Annotated in this window: 25 protein-coding genes and 1 riboswitch; of the genes, 15 read left to right on the top strand and 10 right to left on the bottom strand. The window is 35.5% G+C overall.

The features are described 5' to 3' along the window. Position 1 precedes the first annotated feature (1 nt). Together gshB and rsmE are read right to left on the bottom strand one after the other, a co-directional pair. Positions 2-958 (bottom strand): glutathione synthase, encoded by a 957-nt coding sequence (gshB, locus tag J3U18_RS10080; protein WP_267353919.1) that lies wholly within the window; start codon positions 956-958, stop codon positions 2-4. A gap of 198 nt (positions 959-1,156) precedes the next feature. Next, on the bottom strand, positions 1,157-1,882 hold the full coding sequence (gene rsmE, locus J3U18_RS10075) for a 16S rRNA (uracil(1498)-N(3))-methyltransferase (RefSeq protein ID WP_267353918.1): 726 nt from the start codon (positions 1,880-1,882) through the stop codon (positions 1,157-1,159). Between the two features lie 98 nt (positions 1,883-1,980). On the opposite strand from rsmE, the gene folB reads away from it, so the two are divergent. From folB to J3U18_RS10055, 4 genes are read left to right on the top strand one after another with little or no spacing between them, the layout of a single operon-like run. Next, positions 1,981-2,349, top strand: a complete 369-nt coding sequence (gene folB, locus J3U18_RS10070; protein ID WP_065562642.1) for a dihydroneopterin aldolase — start codon at positions 1,981-1,983, stop codon at positions 2,347-2,349. A 12-nt stretch (positions 2,350-2,361) separates the two neighbouring features. Next, entirely contained in the window at positions 2,362-3,369 is a 1,008-nt protein-coding gene (locus J3U18_RS10065; protein WP_065562641.1) for an MBL fold metallo-hydrolase, read from the top strand. Between the two features lie 42 nt (positions 3,370-3,411). Next, positions 3,412-3,618, top strand: a complete 207-nt coding sequence (locus J3U18_RS10060) for a hypothetical protein (protein ID WP_065562640.1) — start codon at positions 3,412-3,414, stop codon at positions 3,616-3,618. Position 3,619: 1 nt separating this feature from the next. Beyond that, positions 3,620-4,048: an EamA family transporter gene (locus J3U18_RS10055; protein WP_065562639.1), complete on the top strand. Its 429-nt coding sequence runs from the start codon at positions 3,620-3,622 to the stop codon at positions 4,046-4,048. On the opposite strand, the gene moeA is transcribed toward J3U18_RS10055, so the two are convergent. The 3 genes from moeA to rsmI all read right to left on the bottom strand — a co-directional run bounded on the left by moeA (position 4,040) and on the right by rsmI (position 7,462). Further along, positions 4,040-5,266 carry a molybdopterin molybdotransferase MoeA gene (gene moeA, locus J3U18_RS10050; protein WP_267353915.1) on the bottom strand — a complete coding sequence of 409 codons (1,227 nt, stop codon included), beginning with the start codon at positions 5,264-5,266 and terminating at the stop codon, positions 4,040-4,042. The two genes, J3U18_RS10055 and moeA, sit on opposite strands and share 9 nt — an antisense overlap. A gap of 118 nt (positions 5,267-5,384) precedes the next feature. Continuing rightward, complete coding sequence (ychF, locus tag J3U18_RS10045) at positions 5,385-6,476, bottom strand: redox-regulated ATPase YchF (protein ID WP_267353913.1); 1,092 nt, start codon at positions 6,474-6,476, stop codon at positions 5,385-5,387. Positions 6,477-6,634: 158 nt separating this feature from the next. Further along, complete coding sequence (gene rsmI / locus J3U18_RS10040) at positions 6,635-7,462, bottom strand: 16S rRNA (cytidine(1402)-2'-O)-methyltransferase (protein ID WP_065562636.1); 828 nt, start codon at positions 7,460-7,462, stop codon at positions 6,635-6,637. 371 nt (positions 7,463-7,833) lie between these two features. Here rsmI and nlpD point away from each other — a divergent pair, with 371 nt between their 5' ends. The 6 genes from nlpD to J3U18_RS10010 all read left to right on the top strand — a co-directional run bounded on the left by nlpD (position 7,834) and on the right by J3U18_RS10010 (position 12,800). Further along, positions 7,834-8,847 carry a murein hydrolase activator NlpD gene (gene nlpD / locus J3U18_RS10035; RefSeq protein WP_256122072.1) on the top strand — a complete coding sequence of 338 codons (1,014 nt, stop codon included), beginning with the start codon at positions 7,834-7,836 and terminating at the stop codon, positions 8,845-8,847. Positions 8,848-8,959: 112 nt separating this feature from the next. Next, positions 8,960-9,712: a 2,3-diphosphoglycerate-dependent phosphoglycerate mutase gene (gpmA, locus tag J3U18_RS10030; protein ID WP_065562634.1), complete on the top strand. Its 753-nt coding sequence runs from the start codon at positions 8,960-8,962 to the stop codon at positions 9,710-9,712. Positions 9,713-9,800: 88 nt separating this feature from the next. Next, entirely contained in the window at positions 9,801-10,376 is a 576-nt protein-coding gene (locus tag J3U18_RS10025; RefSeq protein WP_065562633.1) for a thymidine kinase, read from the top strand. Positions 10,377-10,435: 59 nt separating this feature from the next. Then, the gene (locus J3U18_RS10020; RefSeq protein WP_267353908.1) at positions 10,436-11,644 is read left to right on the top strand and encodes an aldose 1-epimerase family protein; all 1,209 of its coding nucleotides are present in this window, start codon (positions 10,436-10,438) and stop codon (positions 11,642-11,644) included. 129 nt (positions 11,645-11,773) lie between these two features. After that, positions 11,774-12,361 (top strand): UbiX family flavin prenyltransferase, encoded by a 588-nt coding sequence (locus tag J3U18_RS10015; RefSeq protein WP_220225950.1) that lies wholly within the window; start codon positions 11,774-11,776, stop codon positions 12,359-12,361. A 4-nt stretch (positions 12,362-12,365) separates the two neighbouring features. Then, positions 12,366-12,800 carry a pyridoxamine 5'-phosphate oxidase family protein gene (locus tag J3U18_RS10010; RefSeq protein ID WP_267353907.1) on the top strand — a complete coding sequence of 145 codons (435 nt, stop codon included), beginning with the start codon at positions 12,366-12,368 and terminating at the stop codon, positions 12,798-12,800. 56 nt (positions 12,801-12,856) lie between these two features. Here the strand turns inward: J3U18_RS10010 and J3U18_RS10005 are convergent, their stop codons facing one another. The 3 genes from J3U18_RS10005 to pdxS all read right to left on the bottom strand — a co-directional run bounded on the left by J3U18_RS10005 (position 12,857) and on the right by pdxS (position 14,898). Beyond that, positions 12,857-13,258, bottom strand: a complete 402-nt coding sequence (locus tag J3U18_RS10005) for a GFA family protein (protein ID WP_267337784.1) — start codon at positions 13,256-13,258, stop codon at positions 12,857-12,859. Positions 13,259-13,432: 174 nt separating this feature from the next. Continuing rightward, positions 13,433-14,014 (bottom strand): pyridoxal 5'-phosphate synthase glutaminase subunit PdxT, encoded by a 582-nt coding sequence (gene pdxT / locus J3U18_RS10000; RefSeq protein WP_267353906.1) that lies wholly within the window; start codon positions 14,012-14,014, stop codon positions 13,433-13,435. Beyond that, positions 14,014-14,898 carry a pyridoxal 5'-phosphate synthase lyase subunit PdxS gene (gene pdxS / locus J3U18_RS09995; protein ID WP_176713947.1) on the bottom strand — a complete coding sequence of 295 codons (885 nt, stop codon included), beginning with the start codon at positions 14,896-14,898 and terminating at the stop codon, positions 14,014-14,016. Before pdxS ends, pdxT begins: the two co-directional genes overlap by 1 nt. A gap of 109 nt (positions 14,899-15,007) precedes the next feature. Between pdxS and J3U18_RS09990 the strand changes: the two genes are divergently transcribed. The 5 genes from J3U18_RS09990 to tenA all read left to right on the top strand — a co-directional run bounded on the left by J3U18_RS09990 (position 15,008) and on the right by tenA (position 19,071). Then, positions 15,008-16,411: a PLP-dependent aminotransferase family protein gene (locus tag J3U18_RS09990; protein ID WP_267353905.1), complete on the top strand. Its 1,404-nt coding sequence runs from the start codon at positions 15,008-15,010 to the stop codon at positions 16,409-16,411. Between the two features lie 399 nt (positions 16,412-16,810). Next, a complete protein-coding gene (locus tag J3U18_RS09985) occupies positions 16,811-17,074 on the top strand; it encodes a SemiSWEET family transporter (RefSeq protein ID WP_081299490.1) in 264 nt (87 codons plus the stop codon). 402 nt (positions 17,075-17,476) lie between these two features. Further along, on the top strand, positions 17,477-17,710 hold the full coding sequence (locus J3U18_RS09980) for a hypothetical protein (protein ID WP_065562626.1): 234 nt from the start codon (positions 17,477-17,479) through the stop codon (positions 17,708-17,710). 135 nt (positions 17,711-17,845) lie between these two features. Further along, the gene (locus tag J3U18_RS09975) at positions 17,846-18,250 is read left to right on the top strand and encodes a DUF1161 domain-containing protein (RefSeq protein ID WP_267353903.1); all 405 of its coding nucleotides are present in this window, start codon (positions 17,846-17,848) and stop codon (positions 18,248-18,250) included. Between the two features lie 36 nt (positions 18,251-18,286). After that, positions 18,287-18,375: riboswitch (TPP riboswitch) on the top strand. 51 nt (positions 18,376-18,426) lie between these two features. Further along, on the top strand, positions 18,427-19,071 hold the full coding sequence (gene tenA / locus J3U18_RS09970) for a thiaminase II (RefSeq protein ID WP_267353901.1): 645 nt from the start codon (positions 18,427-18,429) through the stop codon (positions 19,069-19,071). A 46-nt stretch (positions 19,072-19,117) separates the two neighbouring features. Here tenA and asnA read toward each other — a convergent pair whose 3' ends face one another. Next, positions 19,118-20,110, bottom strand: a complete 993-nt coding sequence (gene asnA, locus J3U18_RS09965; protein ID WP_267353900.1) for an aspartate--ammonia ligase — start codon at positions 20,108-20,110, stop codon at positions 19,118-19,120. A gap of 242 nt (positions 20,111-20,352) precedes the next feature. Further along, on the bottom strand, positions 20,353-20,769 hold the full coding sequence (locus J3U18_RS09960) for a hypothetical protein (RefSeq protein WP_267353898.1): 417 nt from the start codon (positions 20,767-20,769) through the stop codon (positions 20,353-20,355). Positions 20,770-21,092: the final 323 nt, after the last annotated feature.

The raw sequence follows: 21,092 nt of genomic DNA, 5'->3' as shown, positions 1-21,092 counted from the left end.
TTTAACTCTTCTTATTTAATCTTGATTCAATCGCGTCCATTAAAAGCCCCGTGATAGATAAATCTGGATGGGCAGTTTCAATTTCTCGTACACAAGTTGGACTAGTGACGTTAATTTCAGTTAATTTATCCCCAATTACATCAAGTCCGACAAATAAAAGTCCTTTTTGTTTTAATGTTGGTCCAATACTGTTGGCAATTTTCCAATCACTATCACTTAAAGCTCTTACTTCACCATGTCCGCCAGCGGCTAAGTTTCCACGTGTTTCACCTTTTTGAGGTATCCGCGCCAAACAATAAGGAACTGGAACACCATCGACAACTAAAATACGTTTATCACCATCTTTTATTGCTGGGATAAAATTTTGCGCCATACAGTAGCGAGTATTATGCTCGGTAAGTGTCTCAATTATCACAGACACATTGGGATCATCTTGTTTGATTCTAAAAATTGACGAACCGCCCATACCATCAAGTGGTTTTAAAATAATGTCATGAAATTGTTGGTGGAAAGCCTTAATTTGTGATGTTTGGCGAGTAACTAAAGTTTCCGGCGTAAAATCAGCAAACCAAGCAGTAAATAATTTTTCATTACAATCACGTAAGCTTTGTGGCTTATTAACCACTAATACGCCTTTATCTTCAGCGCGTTCTAAAATATAAGTCGCATAGATAAATTCGGTATCAAAAGGCGGATCTTTACGCATTAGTATCACATCGAGTTCACTTAATGCTATTGTTTGTTCGTCACCAAAATCAAACCAATGTTCACTATTGTTATGAACTGTTAGTATATGAGTGGTTGCACTTGCTTCACCATTACGTAAAAACAGATCATTCATCTCCATATAATAGAGTTGATAACCTCGCTTTTGTGCTTCAAGCAGCATAGCAAAGCTGGTATCTTTTTTTAATTTGATATGGCTGATGGGGTCCATAACAATACCAAGTTTAATCATGTTGACTCCTTACTGATTTTATCTGATTGCATTGAATTTGCTGTTGATGACTTGCACGCTTTTCTACCTATTTAATATTGCTTATAAGAAAACAAGGCCGAGCGTGGTTTTAGCAATAAAAATCAAGTTTTGAACTATCATACTCGTTACCGATTAATAAGCAAAGCAATCAATTGTTAACTCATTCATTTTGGGTGATTAACCTAAATCACCTAAACGAACTTGAAGGGCGGTTATGGCTGTTAGTGCAGCTGTTTCAGTTCGTAAAACTCGTGGACCGAGTAAAATATCTGTAAACTGATATTGATGCGTCATCTGAATTTCTTCGTTAGATAGCCCACCTTCTGGTCCAATTAATAAACTAATGTTTTTATCCTCAGACGACAGTTGATTTATGCCTTTTTCTGCTTTTGGATGTAAGTTGAGTTTTAAGCTATCAGTTAAACTTGCACACCAATTTTCTAATTTCATTACCGAGGTTACGGTAGGGATGATGTTACGCCCACATTGTTCACAGGCAGAAATAACAATTTTTTGCCATTGTTGAACCTTCTTTTCAAGCCTTTCTTGATCAAGCTTTACGCCACAGCGTTCAGAAAGTAGTGGGGTAATGGTACTCACGCCTAATTCAACTGATTTTTGAATAGTAAACTCCATTTTATCACCACGAGAAATAACTTGGCCTAAATGAATGTTTAAAGGTGATTCTCGATCATCAATAACAGTCGTTGCTGTTTTTACAACAACGTTTTTTTTGTTTACTTCATGGATCACTGCTGGCGTAATTTGGTTAGAGCCGTCAAACAACGTCACTGATTCGCCAGGCTTCATTCTTAATACACGGATCAGGTGATTAAAAGCATTATCGTCCAAGGTAATTAAGCTATTTTGGGTGATGGTGTAGGGTTGAAAAATTCGAGTCATATCATCTTTTATTCACTATTATTTGAAATAAATTATAGCGTAATTTAATAAGATTCGGTAATCTCTATTTTAAACAATATCAATGCTTGGAATTGAATATGACATTAACGATTAAAGATAGAGTATTAATTGAATCTCTAACAGTTTATACCACAATTGGTGTTTATGATTGGGAAAAAAACATCAAACAGAAGCTAGTCCTTGATTTAGAAATGGCTTGGGATAATAAGCCAGCAGGAAAAAGTGATAATGTAGAATTTTGTTTAGACTATTTCGTTGTTTCACAATCAATAACATCATTTATTGAAGCAAATAAATTTGAGCTTATTGAAACGGTAGCTGAACGTGTTGCACAGTTAGTTATTGAACAATTTTCAGTTCAATGGTTAAAAATCAAAGTTTCAAAACCAGATGCGATTGCTAATGCAGGCAATGTTGCTGTGATTATTGAACGTAGTATTAATTAACTCAACAAATTAATGAATAAAAAAAACGAAACGCTAGATAAAGCCCTTAATGAGCGAAGTGATAATTTACATCATAGAGCTTTTAAAAATAGTGAGCCTTTTTCAATTAAATTGACTGACGCGCTACGTTGGCGCCTTAAACGTAAAGTCTTACCACCCAAAGCGGGATATCAAGTATTTAACCAAACTTGGTGTAGCTCAATTGATTTAAATTTAGAAGGTGATAGAGTCTGGTGGATAGGGCATTCAACTACGTTAATAAGACTTAATAATAAATGGATATTAACCGATCCGGTTTTTTCCAACCGAGTCTCGCCGTTCCAATTTATTGGCCCCAAACGACGAACTAAACCCGCTATTACTATCGATAAATTACCAACGATTGATGTAGTTTTGATATCGCATAGCCATTATGACCATCTTGATTTTAATAGTATAAGGCAACTGGTAAAACGTTTTCCACAAATGACTATTTTAGTTCCCCTAGGGCTCAAAACCAAACTATTAAAATGGGGAGCGAAGCAAGTTATTGAGTTGGACTGGTGGCAATCTTCTAATATTGGTGGAATAACGTTTACTGCGACACCAGCAAAGCATTGGAGTAATCGTGGTGCTTTTGATGTCAACAAATCATTATGGTGTGGTTGGATAATGCAGAATGATGACTCGCCGTTATCAAAAAATATCTACTTTATGGGGGATACCGGCTATTCAACCAGTTTAAAGAAAATTGGCGAAAGGTTTAAGCAAATCGATCTAGCCTTAATCCCCATCGGCGCATATGCACCGCGTTGGTTTATGCAATCACAGCACATCGACCCTCAACAAGCATTGCAACTGTATGATGAATTAAATTGCCAATCAGCGATCGCCATTCATTGGGGAGCTTTTGAATTAGCTGATGAATCGTTAGATGAACCACCGTTTTTATTAAATTCTTTGAAGAAAGGTCGTGCTTTTCACGTAATAAAAATAGGTGATAGCTTTGCTATCAATCAGTTTAATAATGCATTAGAATAATGAATAAATTATAGGATAACTAAATATTTGCGAGGGTATATGATGAAACCAGTAATTATCGCACTAACTTGCCTTACACTAAGTTTAAGTTTAACAGCTTGTGGTGGTAAAAATGATGAAGGCAAACAGTACCATTGGTCAAAAGCTCACGGTGTGCTTGAAGATTGCCGAGGGGTGATGAATAAATCAGAACAATGCCAAAAAAATTCAAACAATCAACAGTACTTATTCCAAATAGATAGGTATTAATATGAGCGCTTGGCTTGTTTATGCTTTGCTATCGGCAATTACCGCTGCCTGTGTTGCAATTTTAGGTAAAATTGGTTTACAACACCTTGATGCCAATACTGCAACAGCAATACGGGCTATTGTTATGGCGATTTTTTTAGTTGGCGTGGTTGCCGTGCAAGGAAAGCTAAATCTAATTAACACGTTCTTTAACGATAAGAAAGCATTACTTATTATCGCATTGAGTGGAGTCGCTGGGGCATTATCTTGGTTATTCTACTTCATGGCAATTAAAGAAGGTAAAGTCTCGCAAGTTGCCCCGATTGATAAACTTAGCGTTGTTTTTGCCGTAATTTTTGCTGTTATTATCTTTGGCGAAAAAATTTCATTTCTTTCAGCCATTGGTGTTGCCATGATTGCTGCAGGTGCTGTTTTAGTTGCGCTATTTTAATAAATTATTAAACAGCTCAACTGTCACATATTCACCTTTAGCAACATTGCCTCTTTCTTGCTCAAGGATGATAAAGCAGTTGGCATGATTAAACGACTGAGTTAGATGTGAGCCTTGTTGACCAGTTGAAGCAACTTCTAATTCACCTTCAGAATTAACTTGCAACACACCGCGTTGAAAATCTAATCGGCCAACACTTTTTTTAAGATTCGTTGCTGCTTTAACTTTAAATGACAGATTGTTAGAGGTTAAATGCTCTCCTGACAGTGCTAAAATCAAAGGCTGAACTAACTGATAGAAAGTGACCAATGTCGAAACTGGATTGCCGGGTAATCCACAAAACAACGCATCACCTATCTTTCCAAAAGCAAACGGCTTACCGGGTTTTATAGCAATTTTCCAGAAATTAATTTTACCCAGTGTTTCTAAAGCTGTTTTTGTATAATCTGCATCACCAACAGAAACGCCTCCGCTTGTAATCACTAAATCAGCAAGTTTAGACGCTGTTTCAAGTGATTGCTTAATTCGGTTCGGATCATCGGCAATAATACCTAAATCGATAATTTGGCAATTTAATTTAGATAATAATAATTTTAGCGTAAATCGATTACTATCATAAATTGCACTTTTGTTTGTTAGTGGATCACCAATATCGGTTAATTCATTTCCGGTTGAAAAGATAGCGACTTTTATTTTTTTATAGACGACTAATTCAGTTATACCAAGCGTGGCTAAACTTGATAGTGTTGGAATGGTTAAACGTGTACCTTTAGTCACCACCACCGAATCTTGTTTAACATCTTCGCCGATACAACGAATATTGCTACCTAATTTAATATCACCTAAAAAATTAATACCTGACTCTGTTTGCTCTGTCTCTTCTTGCATCACCACAGCATCAGCTTGTTCAGGAACAGGCGCGCCAGTCATAATGCGTAAGCAACTCCCTAATGGCCAATTCAGATTAGAGATATCATCTCCAGCAAAAATAGTACCGGCTAAAGGTAATAATTTCGATTGATTGATATCAGCTAACCTTACCGCATAACCATCCATAGCCGAATTGTTAAAACTTGGTACATTAATTGGAGAAATAACCGGTTCAGCAGTAACACAATCTAAGGCGTCAAATAATGCAACTTTTTCACTTGAAAGTTGATTGTATAATGATGATGCTTCAAGTATATTTTTTTTAGCTTGCTCAAAGGTTAATAACATAAATGAAGCTCCTTATAATTGATTATCCATTCAGGGAAGAGTGATATTGGCGAGTTATTAATTTTACAAAATTGAAATAAATAGGGTGCGGTATTAAACTGCACCCATTAAACGTTGATTATACATTGAATAAGAAATTCATAATATCGCCATCTTGCACGACATAATCTTTTCCTTCTGAACGCATTTTTCCTGCTTCTTTAGCACCTTGTTCACCACCATATTTGATAAAATCATCAAAGGCAATGGTTTGTGCACGGATAAATCCTTTTTCAAAATCGGTGTGAATTTTACCCGCTGCTTGAGGTGCAGTATCACCAACAGAGATAGTCCAAGCACGAACTTCCTTAACGCCAGCAGTAAAATAAGTTTGTAAGTTAAGTAAACTATAACCCGCGCGGATAACTCTATTTAGACCCGGTTCGGTTAAACCAAGATCTTGCATAAACTCATCACGATCAGCATCATCAAGCTCAGCAAGTTCTGCCTCAATAGCTGCACAAACTGGTACTACGACTGCTTTTTCTTGTTCAGCGATGGCTTTCACTTTATCTAAAAACGGATTGTTTTCAAAACCATCTTCATTGACATTCGCGATGTACATAGTTGGTTTTAACGTTAAGAAACTAAGATATTTAATCGCATCTAGTTCTTCTTTACTTAAATCTAAAAGTAATAATTTTTTACCTTGTTCAAGGTGAGGAAGGCACTTTTCAAGAATCTCAAGTTCATATTTAGCGTCTTTATCACCACCTTTAGCTCGTTTTTGTAAACGGGTAATTGAGCGTTCACAGGCTTCAAGATCGGCTAACGCAAGTTCTGTGTTAATAATTTCGATATCTTCAGCTGGATCGATTTTACCTGCAACATGAACAATGTTTTCGTTTTCAAAACAACGAACAACATGGCCAATGGCTTCGGTTTCACGAATATTAGCTAAGAATTGGTTACCAAGTCCTTCACCTTTAGATGCACCTTTTACTAAACCTGCGATATCAACAAATTCCATGGTCGTTGGTAATGTTCGTTGCGGCTTAACAATTTCCGCTAATTGATCTAAACGCGGATCGGGCATCGGCACTACGCCTGTATTAGGTTCGATAGTACAAAACGGAAAGTTAGCCGCTTCAATCCCAGCTTTAGTTAGTGCATTAAAAAGCGTTGATTTACCCACATTTGGTAGACCGACAATTCCACATTTAAATCCCATATTGTTTATTACCTTGTGTTATAAAAATCTTAAACATTGATTATATACTAAATTACACTAATTGTGCTAATGCTGATGATATAAGAAGATCGAAATCAACACTTAAAACGATACTATGCTTAATCTCAAAATAGTTTTATTGACAATATAATTGTTAGCTAATTTTGAAAGGTTAATCCGAGCTGATATAATTGATTTTTTTTCACTCCATAAATTTCAGCAGTAATCGCAGCGGCTTTTTTTAAAGGTAGCTCATTTAATAACAGTTTTAGTGTATTAATTGCTTTTGCATCAATCACATCATCCGTTTTACTCACACCTTCGGCAATTAAAACGAATTCGCCTTTTTGTCGGTTACTATCTTCTTCTAACCATTCAATCAGATCTTTTATGGAAAAATGGACGATGGTTTCCCATGTTTTGGTCAGCTCTTTAGCTAACACAATCTGTCTATCGCTTCCCCAAATGGTTTGCATATCATGCAAGGTATCTAAAAGTCGATGCGTTGATTCGTAAAAAATCATAGTTCGTGGTTCATCAATTAACGTAGTGAGATAATCTTGTCGAGCTTTTGTTTTAGCCGGTAAAAATCCCTCATAACTAAATCTATCCGAAGGTAATCCAGCCACTGAGAGTGCCGCAATGGCCGCACATGCACCAGGGATGGGTACTACATTAATATTATTTTCACGGCAAGCTTTCACTAAATGATAACCGGGGTCATTAATTAATGGTGTGCCTGCATCAGATATTAACGCTATTGATAATCCTGATTTAAGTTTTTCAATTAATAGTTGTGATTTTTCTTGCTCATTATGATCATGTAAGGCGAACAATTTGGCTTTAATCCCCAAATGTTGCAAAAGCAGCCCACTATGACGGGTATCTTCAGCCGCAATTAAGTCAACTTGCTTAAGTGTATTAATCGCGCGAAGGGTAATATCATCTAAATTACCAATAGGTGTTGCTACAATATATAAAGTCATTATTTTGGGATCACTGTAAATTTTTAAGTCTTAAATATACTATACCAAATTTAATGTACATACTCCTAGTGCCGAAAAAAGTCTTAATCAATAAAACATAGACGGATAATAGGGCATTTATTAAACCAAATTTTAGCAATCATTTTATACTCAATTTGGTGACAGATTTCATCTAAAAATCGCCTAAATAACTTACAATAAGCAACATAAACTGTAAAATTTGCCGAATTTACAGTTTTTAAGCAATAAAAATGCTATTTTAGCTGTGATTTTATTGATTTAGCTTGCTGGTAATTAATATAATAGCTTTTTGTTATAAAAACGATAAAATGTTCGTATTAAAACTATATATATAAATGAAAGGTGTTATTGTGAAAAAAATTCTCACATTAAGTTGTTTAAGTTTGATGATTTCTGCTTGTACGCAGACAAATCCAGCTGATATCGAAGATATATCTGATTCTTCGAGATCTTCTACCTCCTCGGTTTACACAAAACCGCCTGAAATTATTTCTAAAGGTAATCGAGCGCCATCATCTACATCAACTTATACACCATCGGCGCCAGCATCTCGTAATTCGACTAGCGGTTCAACTAGTCAAGGTGTTGTGACATCTAATGAACGTATTGTCTATAATCGTGATTATAATGATATTCCAAAAGGTGGCTATCAAGGTGATACTTACACCGTCAAACGAGGCGACACACTGTTTTATATTGCTTGGGTAACCGGTAATGATTATCGAGCATTAGCTGCTAAAAATAATATCAAAGAACCTTTTGCTGTTAGTGTAGGTCAAGTGCTTGATGTTAGCGGTGGCACAACGATCGTTGAAACTAAAAAAACCACATCAACGAATACTCCTGCTCAGACTAGTTCAACAAAACCAGTTGTAACAACAGTAACTACTACAACAACTACTACATCTGGTACTAATAAACCAACCAATACAGTTGAAACTACTGAAACTGTAACTGAACCGGCTTCAACCACATCGCCATCTAGCTCAACATCGAATGTTGCCAATATTACATGGCAATGGCCGGCACAAGGTAAGATCATTGAAAAATTCTCTAATGCCACTAAAGGTATAGATATTGCTGGTTCATTAGGCGCTAAAGTCGTTGCAGCAGCGGATGGTCGAGTGGTTTATTCTGGTAATGCATTACCAGGTTATGGTAACTTAATCATTGTAAAACACAATGATGACTATTTAACGGCGTATGCGCATAACCAAACTATTTTGGTTAAAGAACAACAAAATGTTCGAGCAGGTGAACAAATTGCGACAATGGGCGCAACGGGAACTTCATCAGTACGACTACACTTTGAAATTCGTTATAAAGCGCAATCAGTCGATCCATTAAAATACTTATCTAAATAATAAGTGTTTAAAACGATTAAAACGTTAAAAATGCACTTAATCAAACGTGCATTTTTAACGAAAGTCCAATTCATTTAACCATTTTATTTTACGTAACTAAGGAGTTATATTCATGGCAGTAAAAAAATTAGTTCTTATTCGTCACGGAGAAAGCGTTTGGAATCAAGAAAACCGTTTTTGTGGTTGGACTGATGTTGATTTATCTGACAAAGGTAACAAAGAAGCTGCTGAAGCAGGTAAATTACTAAAACAAGAAGGCTTTACATTTGACTATGCATATACTTCAGTTTTAAAACGTGCTATTCATACATTATGGCACATCCTTGATGAAGTTGATCAAGCATGGTTACCGGTTGAAAAGAACTGGAAATTAAACGAACGTCATTATGGTGCGTTACAAGGTTTAAATAAAGCAGAAACTGCTGCTAAATATGGTGATGATCAAGTTAAATTATGGCGTCGTGGTTTTGCTATCACTCCTCCTGCACTTGAAAAATCAGATGAGCGCTTCCCTGGTCACGATTCACGATACAGCAAATTACCAGAATCAGAATTACCATTAACTGAAAGCCTAGCATTAACAATTAAACGTGTACTTCCTTATTGGGAATCAACTATTGCACCACGTGTTGCAAAAGGTGAACGTGTTATTATTGCAGCTCACGGTAACTCTCTTCGTGCTCTAGTTAAGCATTTAGACAATATCAGTGATGATGACATTATCGATGTTAACATTCCAACTGGCGTACCATTAGTTTATGAATTTGATGACAATATGAAAGTTGTTAAACATTACTACTTAGGTAATGCTGATGAAATCGCAGCTAAACAAGCAGCGGTAGCAAACCAAGGTAAAGCCAAATAATTTATTCATCAAAAAGGTAAGTCGAGAGACTTACCTTTTACTTTTAGTGTTACTGATAATTACTATTTAACTTTTTGAGACGCAAATTTTGTCTAAAATTTACTATATTTATGGCGTAATGAATGCCGGAAAATCCACTGAATTACTACAAATAGATCATAACTATTTAAGTAATAATATGCAGACATTATTACTTAAATCATCGGTCGATACTCGCGACTCCGCAGTTGAGATTGTATCTCGACTTGGATTACGTAAAAAAGCATTACAACTTGATGATAATACTGTTGATGGTATTATTGAACAGATCAAACAAAATAACTATGCGTGTATTTTGATTGATGAAAGTCAATTTTTATCGTCCAATACCATATGGAAGTTGTCAGACGTATGCGATGAGTTTGGCGTTCCAATGATGTTTTTTGGATTAAAGACCGATTATATGGGACATTTGTTTGAAGGTTCGAAAACATTATTAGAAATTGCTGATAATTATAGAGAACTTAAAACCGTATGCTGGTGCGGTAAAAAAGCGACAATGATTCTGTTAGAAGGTGAAAACGGACAAATCGTTAAATTTGGTAATTCAATTCATCTTGGTGATAGTGAATACCATTCAGTTTGTCGAAAACACTGGAAAGCAGGGAAGGTAAGACCCAATTAACGCATATCCTTGCTTATGATGGATATATATTTTAATTATAATTATAAGGAATTAATCTCATGAAAATTAGAAATCTTACGTTAGCTCTAGCGCTTGGAGCAATCTCCTATTCTGCCAATGCTACACATTATATTATTACTGACACCGACATTCAAATTAGAAAAGGTGGCTGGGTAGTATCAAGTGATCAGCATGCAAAAGGTGCACCGAATTTTTATTTAAGAAATACAGTTCTTAGAGGTGGGCTTCAAAATGATGTTGAAGTTTTAACTATTAAAAGTGATGGATTGACTATTAAATTAAGCCCAACTCGTGGTCTAGGTATCCTTTCAGTTGAAGGTGATGGAGTCCGTTTAGGTTGGGATTCCCCGGTTGAAGAAATCGTTCATCCAAATAATATCAACTTAGAAAGCCGTGGTGGTAATGGTTGGTTAGATGGTTTTAATGAAATGATGGCTCGTTGTGGTTTTGAATGGACAGGTCATGCAGTACAAGCTGATGGAATGATGTATACCCTTCATGGACGTGCGCAAAATACACCTGTTTCAAAACTGTTTGTTGATATTGAAGACGAAGCACCATACACCATTACCGTTAGTGGTCTTATCAAAGAAAAAGCTTTCAAAAAAAGCAATTTAGAAACTTGGGTTAGAATTTCTCATGTACCAGGAACTAAAGAGTTTACTGTTCACGATACTGTGACTAACCAAGGTGATTACCCGCGTGATTATCAAATTATCTATCACAGCAATTTTGGTACACCAATCCTTGAAGAAGGGGCAAAATTTGTTGCACCTGTTAAAGAAGTTTCACCATTCAATGATTATGCGGCTACCGGCCTTAAAAATTGGCAAACCTATTTAGGACCAACAAAAAACTTTGACGAAATGGTTTATAACATCTTCCCTTATGCGGATTCAAAAAATCAAACTCAAGTGATGTTGGCTAACAAAGCAGGTGATAAAGGGGTTGGTATTTCATTTAATACTAAACAGTTACCAGTGCTTACATTATGGAAAAACACCGATACGCTTAAACAAGGTTACGTGACCGGTATTGAGCCAGGTACAAGCTTTGCCTATCCAGTTACTATTGAACGTGAACAAAAACGTGTTCCTCAATTAGAACCAGGTAAAAGCGCTGACTTTAAGCTAACATATAGCTTATTATCAAATAAAGAAGCTGTAAAAACTTATGGTGACAAAATTAAAACCATCCAAGGTAAACAAACTACAAAAGTAGTTGAACAACCAATGGCTAAAGAATAAGTTATATCAAATTCCACCGCTAACAAAAAGGTTAGCGGTGACTTTCACTCCGCGATTAAACAAATTCCCATACCTTAACGCACTAATCTAAGTTAAAATAAATTCAGAAATTTGACTGTAGGAATCAATATGAGAAGAATGATAGTTGGTATAAGTGGCGCAACAGGCTTTGCTTATGGTATAAAAGCTTTAGAACTCCTAAAACCAATGGACATTCAAACCCATCTTGTCATATCAAAAGCGGCTAAAATAACCGGGAATTACGAACATTCTAAATCCCAGTTAGCACAATTAGAATCTTTAGCCGATATGGTCTATTCGGTTGACAATATTGGTGCTGCCATTGCTAGTGGGTCATATAAAACAATGGGCATGTTAGTTGCACCTTGCTCGATGCGAACACTAGCAGCAATAGCTCATGGTCTATCTGATAATTTATTAACACGCGCTGCTGATGTCGTTTTAAAAGAGCGTCGTCGCTTAGTGTTAATGACACGAGAAGCCCCATTACATCTAGGACACATTAAAAATATGGAAGCGGTGACATTAATGGGGGGAATTATTTTTCCACCTGTTCCTGCGTTATATCAACATATTGAAAGTGTCGATGATATTATCACTCATAGTGTTGCCAGAGCGCTTGATCTGTTTGATATTGATGTACCTAGTTTACCGCGCTGGGGTGAGGATATGAGTCTTAATCAAAAATCTGAATAAAATAATGAAATCATCTGACCATAAAATCGTGCAATTTATTAAACAGCAACATGTGTTAAGTCTAAGCGTGATATTAGCCGGTCCATGGGCATGTAATGCATTTTATGTATTTGATGAAGTCAATTGGTGTTTATATTTCTTATCAGAATTGAAAACCCAACACGCACAAGCGATGCTAAAAAATCCTAATGTTGCTGGCACGATTAGCATTAGTCCAAAATCGGTTGCTAAAATACAAGGGATACAATTTACAGGCAATGCTCAATTGCTTGCTGAAAATCAAGCAAGTCATGCTTATAAACTTTATTATCATGCCTTTCCTTTTGCCAGAGTGATGAAAGCACCGATTTGGTCTATTCAATTGCAACAAATCAAGATGACAAATAACCTAATGGGTTTTGCGCATAAAACCCATTGGCAACGTAATGAAGAGCTTTAAAAGCAGACTTAGCTTTCGAAAATAAACATCATCCAGCGAATGATATTAACATCGAATTATTTTGGGGGGATTCCTTCTTCGAATTCAGGATAACCATCACAAATAATATCCCAATTCGCTTTTGAACCGGTATAAATATGAATACGCTTTTCCGCATTAATTGGTTCATTAATTAGGCCAATACGTAATCGATAACTATTATTATCATTATCACGACTAGAAAAAAGGTGTGAACCACATTGACCACAAAAATGGCGATTAACGCCTGAGCATGAAAAAACTTTTATCTTTTCTTCGCCCTTAATAAAAGTTAAATCTTCCTTGTTAATGGCTGTTGCAGCATTAAAAGCCGAACCAGTTTGTTTGCGACAACGCGAGCAATGACAATACACAATTGTTTTAATCTCATTATTTAGTTGATAGACAACCTCGCCACATAAACAACTTCCTGTCATCATAATTTATTTACCTTTTTTATTTATCATTTGTTAACACATTATAAAGACAGATAAAAATAAGTTGCAAGCAATTTAAAAAATAGAAAAAAGTTGAGGAGCGGGGTTTTTGAGGAGAAAAAGGCACCAATAATTAGTGCCTATAATCGAATATCTTTTTATATAAGAGAAAAACAGTCAGCATTTTTCAATAAAATAGCGCATTATGCGGTTATCGGTCGTTAGTTCGGGATGGAATGAGCAGACTAAAATATTATCTTGCTCTGCCATTACGCAATGATTATCAATAAAAGCAAGTTGTGTGACTTGCTTGCCCGCCCTAGCAATATAGGGCGCTCGGATAAAAACAGCTGGAACTTGCTGGCCAATAGGTGCAATATCTAACATCGTCTCAAAGCTAGCAATTTGCCGACCAAATCCATTACGTTCAACCACAATATCCATCAAACCCAGTTGTTCAACTTCGCTATGGCTTGTTTCATTACCGCAAAGCACCAAACCCGCGCAGGTACCAAAGATCCCTTTACCTTGCTTGGCAAACTCTTGGATTGGTTCAAATAAGCCATTTTGTCGAATTAAACGACTTATTGCAGTTGATTCACCACCCGGAATAATTAAACCATCAACTTGACGCAATTCCTCGGCCTTTTTTACTGCAATTGGGATGACTAAATCAATAGTTGCAAGCATATTTAAATGTTCAGTCACTGCACCTTGTAAATTAAGCACACCAATGGTTTTATTTGCTTTTGAGCTCATTACCAACCTCGCTCCTGCATTCTTTCAGATTCGCTTAATTTACTGATTTCGATACCTTTCATTGCTTCACCTAATCCTTTTGAAAGTTCAGCTAATCTTGGATAATCGTCAAAATAAGTTGTTGCTTGAACGATTGCTTTAGCGAATTTTTCCGGATTTTGCGATTTAAAAATACCTGAACCAACAAACACACCATCGGCGCCAAGTTGCATCATCAATGCAGCATCAGCAGGCGTAGCAATGCCGCCAGCAGCAAAATTAACAACCGGTAGTTTACCCAGTTGTTTGATTTGTAATATCAACTCATAAGGTGCACCAATCTCTTTAGCAAATGTCATCAACTCATCTTTTGATTTACCAACAACTAAACGAATTTGTTCATTTACTCGGCGCATATGCCTTACTGCTTCTACAATATTACCTGTTCCTGGTTCACCTTTGGTGCGTAGCATCGAAGCACCTTCACCAATTCGACGCAGTGCTTCGCCTAAGTCACGACAACCACAAACAAAAGGTACGGTAAATTCATCTTTTAATAAATGATATTGTTCATCCGCTGGTGTCAGCACTTCGCTTTCATCAATATAATCTACGCCCATGGACTCCAAAATACGCGCCTCAACGATATGACCGATTCGCGCTTTTGCCATAACAGGTATGGTAACTGCTTTCATCACTTCTTCAACGATTGTTGGATCAGCCATTCGTGCTACGCCTCCAGCAGCGCGTATATCAGAGGGAACACGTTCTAAAGCCATTACAGCCACTGCACCTGCTTGCTCAGCAATTTTTGCTTGTTCGGCATTAACTACATCCATAATCACACCGCCTTTTTGCATCTGTGCCATGCCACGTTTTACTGTTTGTGTACCTGTTTTCATGATTACTCCTAATTAAATAAACTATTATTCAAAATAAAATTGCTTCAATAAACAGCCAATTGGACTATAATCAACCCATCCAATTATGCATAAATCAAAAAACTGATAGACGATGTGGAATAAACAAAAATTAGCGGCTTTTGACGGAGCACTATTTAAAAAAGTGGTCCAGTTGATTGAAAACTACATTGAACAAGGGGTATTAATAGCGGGTGAGAGATTACCATCAGAGCGAGAGTTAGCTAAAAATCTGCACGTTAACCGCTCAACTATTGTCCATGCGCTAGATATCTTAACTGAAAGAAATATATTGGTTCGTAAGCAGGGTAGTGGAACCTTTATTAATGATCAAAAATGGGGGCTTCAAGCTTACTCCACCATTAACTGGCGACTACCAGCCCATTTCTATCAAAATCGCAAAAGCGTATATCAACAAAAAGTATTTCAGACTCGTCAGCAAATGGCGAACATCTGTGATTTGGCTAATGGCGATTTACCAACTCATATGATGCCCAAATTAATGTTACCCAATATCACCTCTCATGAAATGGTTGCTTATGAAAAGCAAAGCGACACATTGCAATTGGGTCTACCTACACTCAAAGTCCAGATCGCCAATTATATGTTGAACCAATTTGGCATGATGGTTGATACCGATCAAATTTTAATAACCTCAGGAACGCAGCAATCCCTCTTTTTAATTACTCAAGGATTATTAAAACCTGGCGATGCAATAGGCATTGAATCACCTTCATATTTCTATTCATTACCACTATTTCAAGCAGCAGGCTTGCGGTTATATGGTATTGAGTGTGATGCCGAAGGGATAACCTTAGAGAGTTTACAAAAAGTAAGTTTAGAACGGCAAATTAAATGGCTATTTCTAAATCCAATATTTCAAAATCCAACGGGATGTGTAATGAGTAATCATCGAAAAAAACAGATATTGGCATTTTGTCGAAAGCAGTGTATTGGTATTGTTGAGGATGATGCTTATAGTGGGTTAGCTTTTGATCAAAAGAGTCATATCGACCCGATAAAAAAATATGATATCAGTAATCAAGTTATCTATTTAGGATCATTATCCAAATATATTGGTCGCAACATACGTATTGGTTGGATGATTGCACCGAAAGAAATTATCGAAAAACTAGCCAATATAAGGCATCACATTGACTCAGGATTAAGTATATTACCGCAACTTTTAGCTGAAGAATATTTGACTCATCACTACCAATCCCATCAAGAATGGTTACGCCAGCAATTAAAACAGAAGGCTAACCAACTAATAGATTGGCTTGATGACTATTTTAAAGGTGACATCAATTACCAGATACCCACAGGCGGTTTTCATCTATATGCCCATTTGCCCGTTAGCAGTCAGGCGCAGGAGTTGGCTATTTTAAATCAATTACTAGCAAAGCATATAATAGTGTCACAAGGCACTGACTTTGGGGATCGAGTTGGCGCTATACGTTTAAGTTATGGTCATTTTGCAAAAGATTTGATGAGATAAAGCGAACTAAGTTTTTATTGATTGTTCTAACAGGTATTTGGCGTTAATAAATAGATCATAACTGCCTAGACAAACAAGGCAGAGTTAATCGGTAAACTTCAAATCTCATTATTGGATTGAATCTCAGCTAAATAATTACAAAACTATCAAAAAATCGCGGTTTTTATGCCTTATTAGCTACATTATATGATATAACAATTTGCGTTTGATATAAGGCATTCGTAGCAATAACATTTATTATTAAAAACCATATCCGATTACTTAAAACAGATTCACATAAAAAATCTTATCATTTTATTTACAAAATATTATCTGAAACCACGGTACACCAATATTTAACTCACTTGCTATATATGTTAGATTATTTGCTCCTTTCATATATAAGCAGGTAGGCTGATTTTGAATCTTTCTCCAAAAGCTTTTCACTATTTGGGTGTTATCGCAACACTTGCATCATTAGGAATGTACGTATCGTATATCCCACAAATTATCGACAATCTTCATGGATTTAAAGCTAATCCAACTCAACCTTTAGCGGCAGCAATTAACTGCTCATTATGGGTCTGTTATGGCTTATTACGACAAAAAAAGGATTGGCCAATTGCAATAGCTAATTTTCCAGGGGTATTATTTGGTTTAACCGCGTTTATTACTGCTTTATAAATTCTTGTTTTAACTCCCTTATATTTTCTTTATACAGCATAATATATGCTGTATTTTTTTATAATCACAATTTTTGTGAAATAGGCTAGATAATTGTTACTCAAAAATTGAGAAATCAGAGAAGATTAAAAATTAACCTTGCATATAACTTATTAATTATTATATTGTTATGGAGTTATCAACAGGTTTGTTAAATACTTATCAAATAATAAAGTGAATAATTTAATCGATTAATCTAATTTATCGATTTACTATTGTTATCTAATAGTGATTAAACTATAGTAAAAGTCAGCTTATTTTTTAGGCTGGATTCATCTTCAAAATCTATCAGAATGTTATTTATACAAAGATTAACTAAATTTGATGATTAACAAATGAGTTTTATAAAATAAGGAAATCACCATGGCTGATATTAATCTTTCCGATGATTTGATAAAAGATTTTATCTACTCAATGTACCGTAAAGAGGTATTATTAAATTTAAAAGGTGTGGTTTTGACTGAAGAAGATCGCAAACAACTCCACGCAAAAAGAGACTTTGTAAATCAATTATCTGAAGCCGAATTATCCGATATTCGCTCATGGGTTCTAGATAAATTAAAATTACTTGAAAACCAACACCAAGAGCAGAATTAACTAAAAAATCTATACTAAGCTAGCTTTTTCAAATCTATTGATAAAATTTATTTGCAGCGTTATTCAAAACGATATGGACAGTTTAAACAATCGTTTTATAATGCATCAGTTACTCGATAATCTTAAGGAAAGATCATGAAAAAGTTAGCAGTAGTGTTATTATTAGGTCTCCCAGTTATTGCATCTGCGTCCAATTGTGACGAAATTAGTGCAAATATCGCCGAAAAAATTAAAAATAACGGTGTTAATGAAAATAGCTTCCAATTAAAACTTGTTCCTCAAGATGAACAAAATATTGAAGGTAAAATCGTTGGATCATGTGATCGAGGTAAACAAAGCATTGTTTATATTCGTGCACCATCATCAAAATCAGTTAAAGATGAGCCTGAAACACCTGTTGAAATCACACCACAACCCGTCGAGTGCTACAGCCCTAGTAACGCTCCAGTTCAAACGCCAGCTTCGGCACCAGTAGAAAAAGTTCAAACTCCAGAGCCGACTTCTACAGAATCTCAGGAAACTGAACAAAAAGCAGAATAAACGAAAATTTAAGTAACCATTTTATAAATTTTATAATTTGTTTAACCGGGGTGCTATAGGCTGAGATTATACCCGTTGAACCTGATTCGGTTAATACCGACGAAGGGAGTTTAAAACACGTCTATTATAGAAATCTGTTTAACTCCTTATAGCGAATTTGTCAAAAAGGAGTCATTATGCCATCATTTAACTCACTGATTGAATCAAGCGAGTGGAAACACTATATTCAACATGATTTTGTTCAACAATTAGGAAAAGGCACATTAGACTTAACCTGCTTTCAATACTACCTGAAACAAGATTATCTTTTTTTAATCAACTTTTCCCGAGCTTGGGGACTTGCAGTATATAAAAGTCACGACATTGCTCAAATTCGGCAATCATTAGATAGCTTAAAAACCATTGTTGAAGTTGAACTCGATCTGCATATTGAATATTGCCAAAAATGGCACATATCTGAATATGAACTAAGCACATTAAAGGAAGCCAAAGCCAATAGCGATTATACACGTTATGTGCTTGATATAGGATTACACGGCGATATATTAGATATACACATAGCAATGGCACCCTGTTTAATTGGTTATGGCATGATTGCCAATTGGATTCAAGGTTGGAACGAAAACAACCCATATCGCTCTTGGATTGAGATGTATGCTAGTAAGGAGTTTCAACAAGCAGTACAGAAAGAAATTGCTTGGATAGAAGGACAATTACTTAATATCAGTGAAAACCGATTTAAACAATTAAGCCAAATATTTAAGCAAGCGACGCAATTGGAAATAAATTTTTGGCAAATGGCATTGGATAAAAGTGACTAGTAAACAGCATGTTTTACCAGTTTAGATAAAACATGCTGAGCATGAATTATAAAAGTTGTTGATAGTTTTGCTTGGTTACATCATCCCAAACACTTGCTTGGACTTGCCCAATATGATGTTGTTGTAAAAGCAACATAGTTAGTCGAGATTGTCCAATCCCTCCACCAATTGTCTGTAAAAAATCACCATTAGCTAATGCCTTATGCCAAGCATATTGCAGACGATCTTCATTATTGGTTAATTTTAATTGACGCTTTAACGTCTCAGGATCGACGCGAATACCCATTGACGAAATTTCAAAACCACTATTTAAAACTGGATTCCAAACTAAAATATCACCATTTAATCCTTTAGAACCCATCTCATTATCGCTACTCCAATCATCATAATCAGGGGCGCGCACATCGTGTTTTTCTTTATTTGACAAATCACCACCAATACCGATTAAAAATACTGCGCCTAACTCCTTAGTAATCGCATTTTCGCGCTCTTTTGGTGATAAATTAGGATAACGTTTTAATAACTGTTCACTATCCATAAAAGTGATCGACTCTGGTAAAAAACAAGAAAGATGATATTTTTCTGAAACCACTTTTTCTGTAGCCTTAATAGCACTATAAATCTTCTCTACCGTCTGTTTTAAATAAGCAAGATTGCGATCTTCAGGACGAATCACTTTTTCCCAATCCCATTGATCGACATAAACAGAGTGAATAGGGGAGAGCTTATCTTCATCAGGGCGAAGTGCTTTCATATTGGTATAAATACCTTCACCAACTGGAAAATTATGTTGGCTCAAGATCTTACGTTTCCATTTAGCGAGTGAATGAACCACTTCAAATTGTGCATCAGGAATACTATTAATATTAACTTGAACCGCCTTCTCAGTCCCAGATAAATTATCCTGAACACCATCACCAATTTGACTCAAAAGTGGGGCTTGAACTTCAATTAGTGATAAATTATTAGCTAATTGCTCAGCAAAAAATTGTTTAACAAAATTGATCCGTTGTTGCTGCTCTTTAAATGATATCGTCATGTCTCATCTCAAAAAGTGAATGGGTTAGTGACGATAAATTAAACTAGAAAACAGAAATATGCAAGTTAGAACATATTCGGACTTTTTATAAAACGCTAAGCACTATAATTAAATTCACAGATTCCCGATGTGGGCAAGGACTGCATCACACATTAAACGTAAAAAATTAAATTAAACTACCCAATAATACAATATATTAGGTAATTATGTTTCATCATATAGGTAAAAGATAATTGAGTTAATTATTGATTAAAATAGGTGGAAACAATATGGGTTAAATTTGGCTTTTGCCATTTTGCGATGAACACAAAATTAGGTACTATAAATGGATATCTTTTGTTTCCAGCCATAGTAAATTCAAATTTACTGGTAATCCAGCCTTTTTTGAACTTGAAATTTGAAATTGACGTCATTGGTATTCGAATAACATCATTCGTTAAATCTGCACCGAGAGTTAAGCCAATTAAAATAATTTCATCGGAATTAAAATAAATAAGGTAGTGTTTAATATCAAAAGCGGCTGCGCCCTGAAAAAGTGCAAATCTCCAAAGTTTTGGGTGGATAGAACCATAAATTATTGATGAGCTATTAAAATCGGGTAATTCAAGTTTTTCAAATAAGGCTTTTATTTTTTCTAGCTTTAACCCATCATTCATCATGTTAATACTCCCTAGCGTTGAAAATTTACTCTTAATTAAAACATTGTTTTTATTAAAAAATCGAAGATTGTAAGAAGTTGAGGGGATTGATTATAAAACTATTAAAAACTAATTAAAATAGAAATGTAGTAAGAGATCATAACTATCATATAGAAAAAATTCAGACTTACGAATGGATGAAATATGATCAGATAAGTTATTGCATAAAATCCTTTCGTAAAGGGAGAGGATATGTATTTAAAAATTAAATAGTCGAAAAAATCGTAATAAGCGATTAAGCGGCTTAGCGACGTTTGAATTACCCGCGGGTTTATTTTTGAGGT

It is taken from the genome of Gilliamella sp. B3482 (assembly GCF_026536805.1).
In the GTDB taxonomy this organism is placed as follows: domain Bacteria; phylum Pseudomonadota; class Gammaproteobacteria; order Enterobacterales; family Orbaceae; genus Gilliamella; species Gilliamella apicola_E.
The sequence above is the reverse complement of the archived record's forward strand: the minus strand, read 5'-3'. Positions and strand labels throughout refer to the sequence as shown.

Excerpts from the sequence above, each read along its gene's own strand:
- gshB (WP_267353919.1), bottom strand. The coding sequence starts at position 958 with ATGATTAAACTTGGTATTGTTATGGACCCCATCAGCCATATCAAATTA.
- rsmE (WP_267353918.1), bottom strand. The coding sequence starts at position 1,882 with ATGACTCGAATTTTTCAACCCTACACCATCACCCAAAATAGCTTAATT.
- folB (WP_065562642.1), top strand. The coding sequence starts at position 1,981 with ATGACATTAACGATTAAAGATAGAGTATTAATTGAATCTCTAACAGTT.
- J3U18_RS10065 (WP_065562641.1), top strand. The coding sequence starts at position 2,362 with ATGAATAAAAAAAACGAAACGCTAGATAAAGCCCTTAATGAGCGAAGT.
- J3U18_RS10060 (WP_065562640.1), top strand. The coding sequence starts at position 3,412 with ATGAAACCAGTAATTATCGCACTAACTTGCCTTACACTAAGTTTAAGT.
- J3U18_RS10055 (WP_065562639.1), top strand. The coding sequence starts at position 3,620 with ATGAGCGCTTGGCTTGTTTATGCTTTGCTATCGGCAATTACCGCTGCC.
- moeA (WP_267353915.1), bottom strand. The coding sequence starts at position 5,266 with ATGTTATTAACCTTTGAGCAAGCTAAAAAAAATATACTTGAAGCATCA.
- ychF (WP_267353913.1), bottom strand. The coding sequence starts at position 6,476 with ATGGGATTTAAATGTGGAATTGTCGGTCTACCAAATGTGGGTAAATCA.
- rsmI (WP_065562636.1), bottom strand. The coding sequence starts at position 7,462 with ATGACTTTATATATTGTAGCAACACCTATTGGTAATTTAGATGATATT.
- gpmA (WP_065562634.1), top strand. The coding sequence starts at position 8,960 with ATGGCAGTAAAAAAATTAGTTCTTATTCGTCACGGAGAAAGCGTTTGG.
- J3U18_RS10020 (WP_267353908.1), top strand. The coding sequence starts at position 10,436 with ATGAAAATTAGAAATCTTACGTTAGCTCTAGCGCTTGGAGCAATCTCC.
- J3U18_RS10015 (WP_220225950.1), top strand. The coding sequence starts at position 11,774 with ATGAGAAGAATGATAGTTGGTATAAGTGGCGCAACAGGCTTTGCTTAT.
- J3U18_RS10010 (WP_267353907.1), top strand. The coding sequence starts at position 12,366 with ATGAAATCATCTGACCATAAAATCGTGCAATTTATTAAACAGCAACAT.
- J3U18_RS10005 (WP_267337784.1), bottom strand. The coding sequence starts at position 13,258 with ATGATGACAGGAAGTTGTTTATGTGGCGAGGTTGTCTATCAACTAAAT.
- pdxT (WP_267353906.1), bottom strand. The coding sequence starts at position 14,014 with ATGAGCTCAAAAGCAAATAAAACCATTGGTGTGCTTAATTTACAAGGT.
- J3U18_RS09990 (WP_267353905.1), top strand. The coding sequence starts at position 15,008 with ATGTGGAATAAACAAAAATTAGCGGCTTTTGACGGAGCACTATTTAAA.
- J3U18_RS09980 (WP_065562626.1), top strand. The coding sequence starts at position 17,477 with ATGGCTGATATTAATCTTTCCGATGATTTGATAAAAGATTTTATCTAC.
- J3U18_RS09975 (WP_267353903.1), top strand. The coding sequence starts at position 17,846 with ATGAAAAAGTTAGCAGTAGTGTTATTATTAGGTCTCCCAGTTATTGCA.
- tenA (WP_267353901.1), top strand. The coding sequence starts at position 18,427 with ATGCCATCATTTAACTCACTGATTGAATCAAGCGAGTGGAAACACTAT.
- asnA (WP_267353900.1), bottom strand. The coding sequence starts at position 20,110 with ATGACGATATCATTTAAAGAGCAGCAACAACGGATCAATTTTGTTAAA.
- J3U18_RS09960 (WP_267353898.1), bottom strand. The coding sequence starts at position 20,769 with ATGATGAATGATGGGTTAAAGCTAGAAAAAATAAAAGCCTTATTTGAA.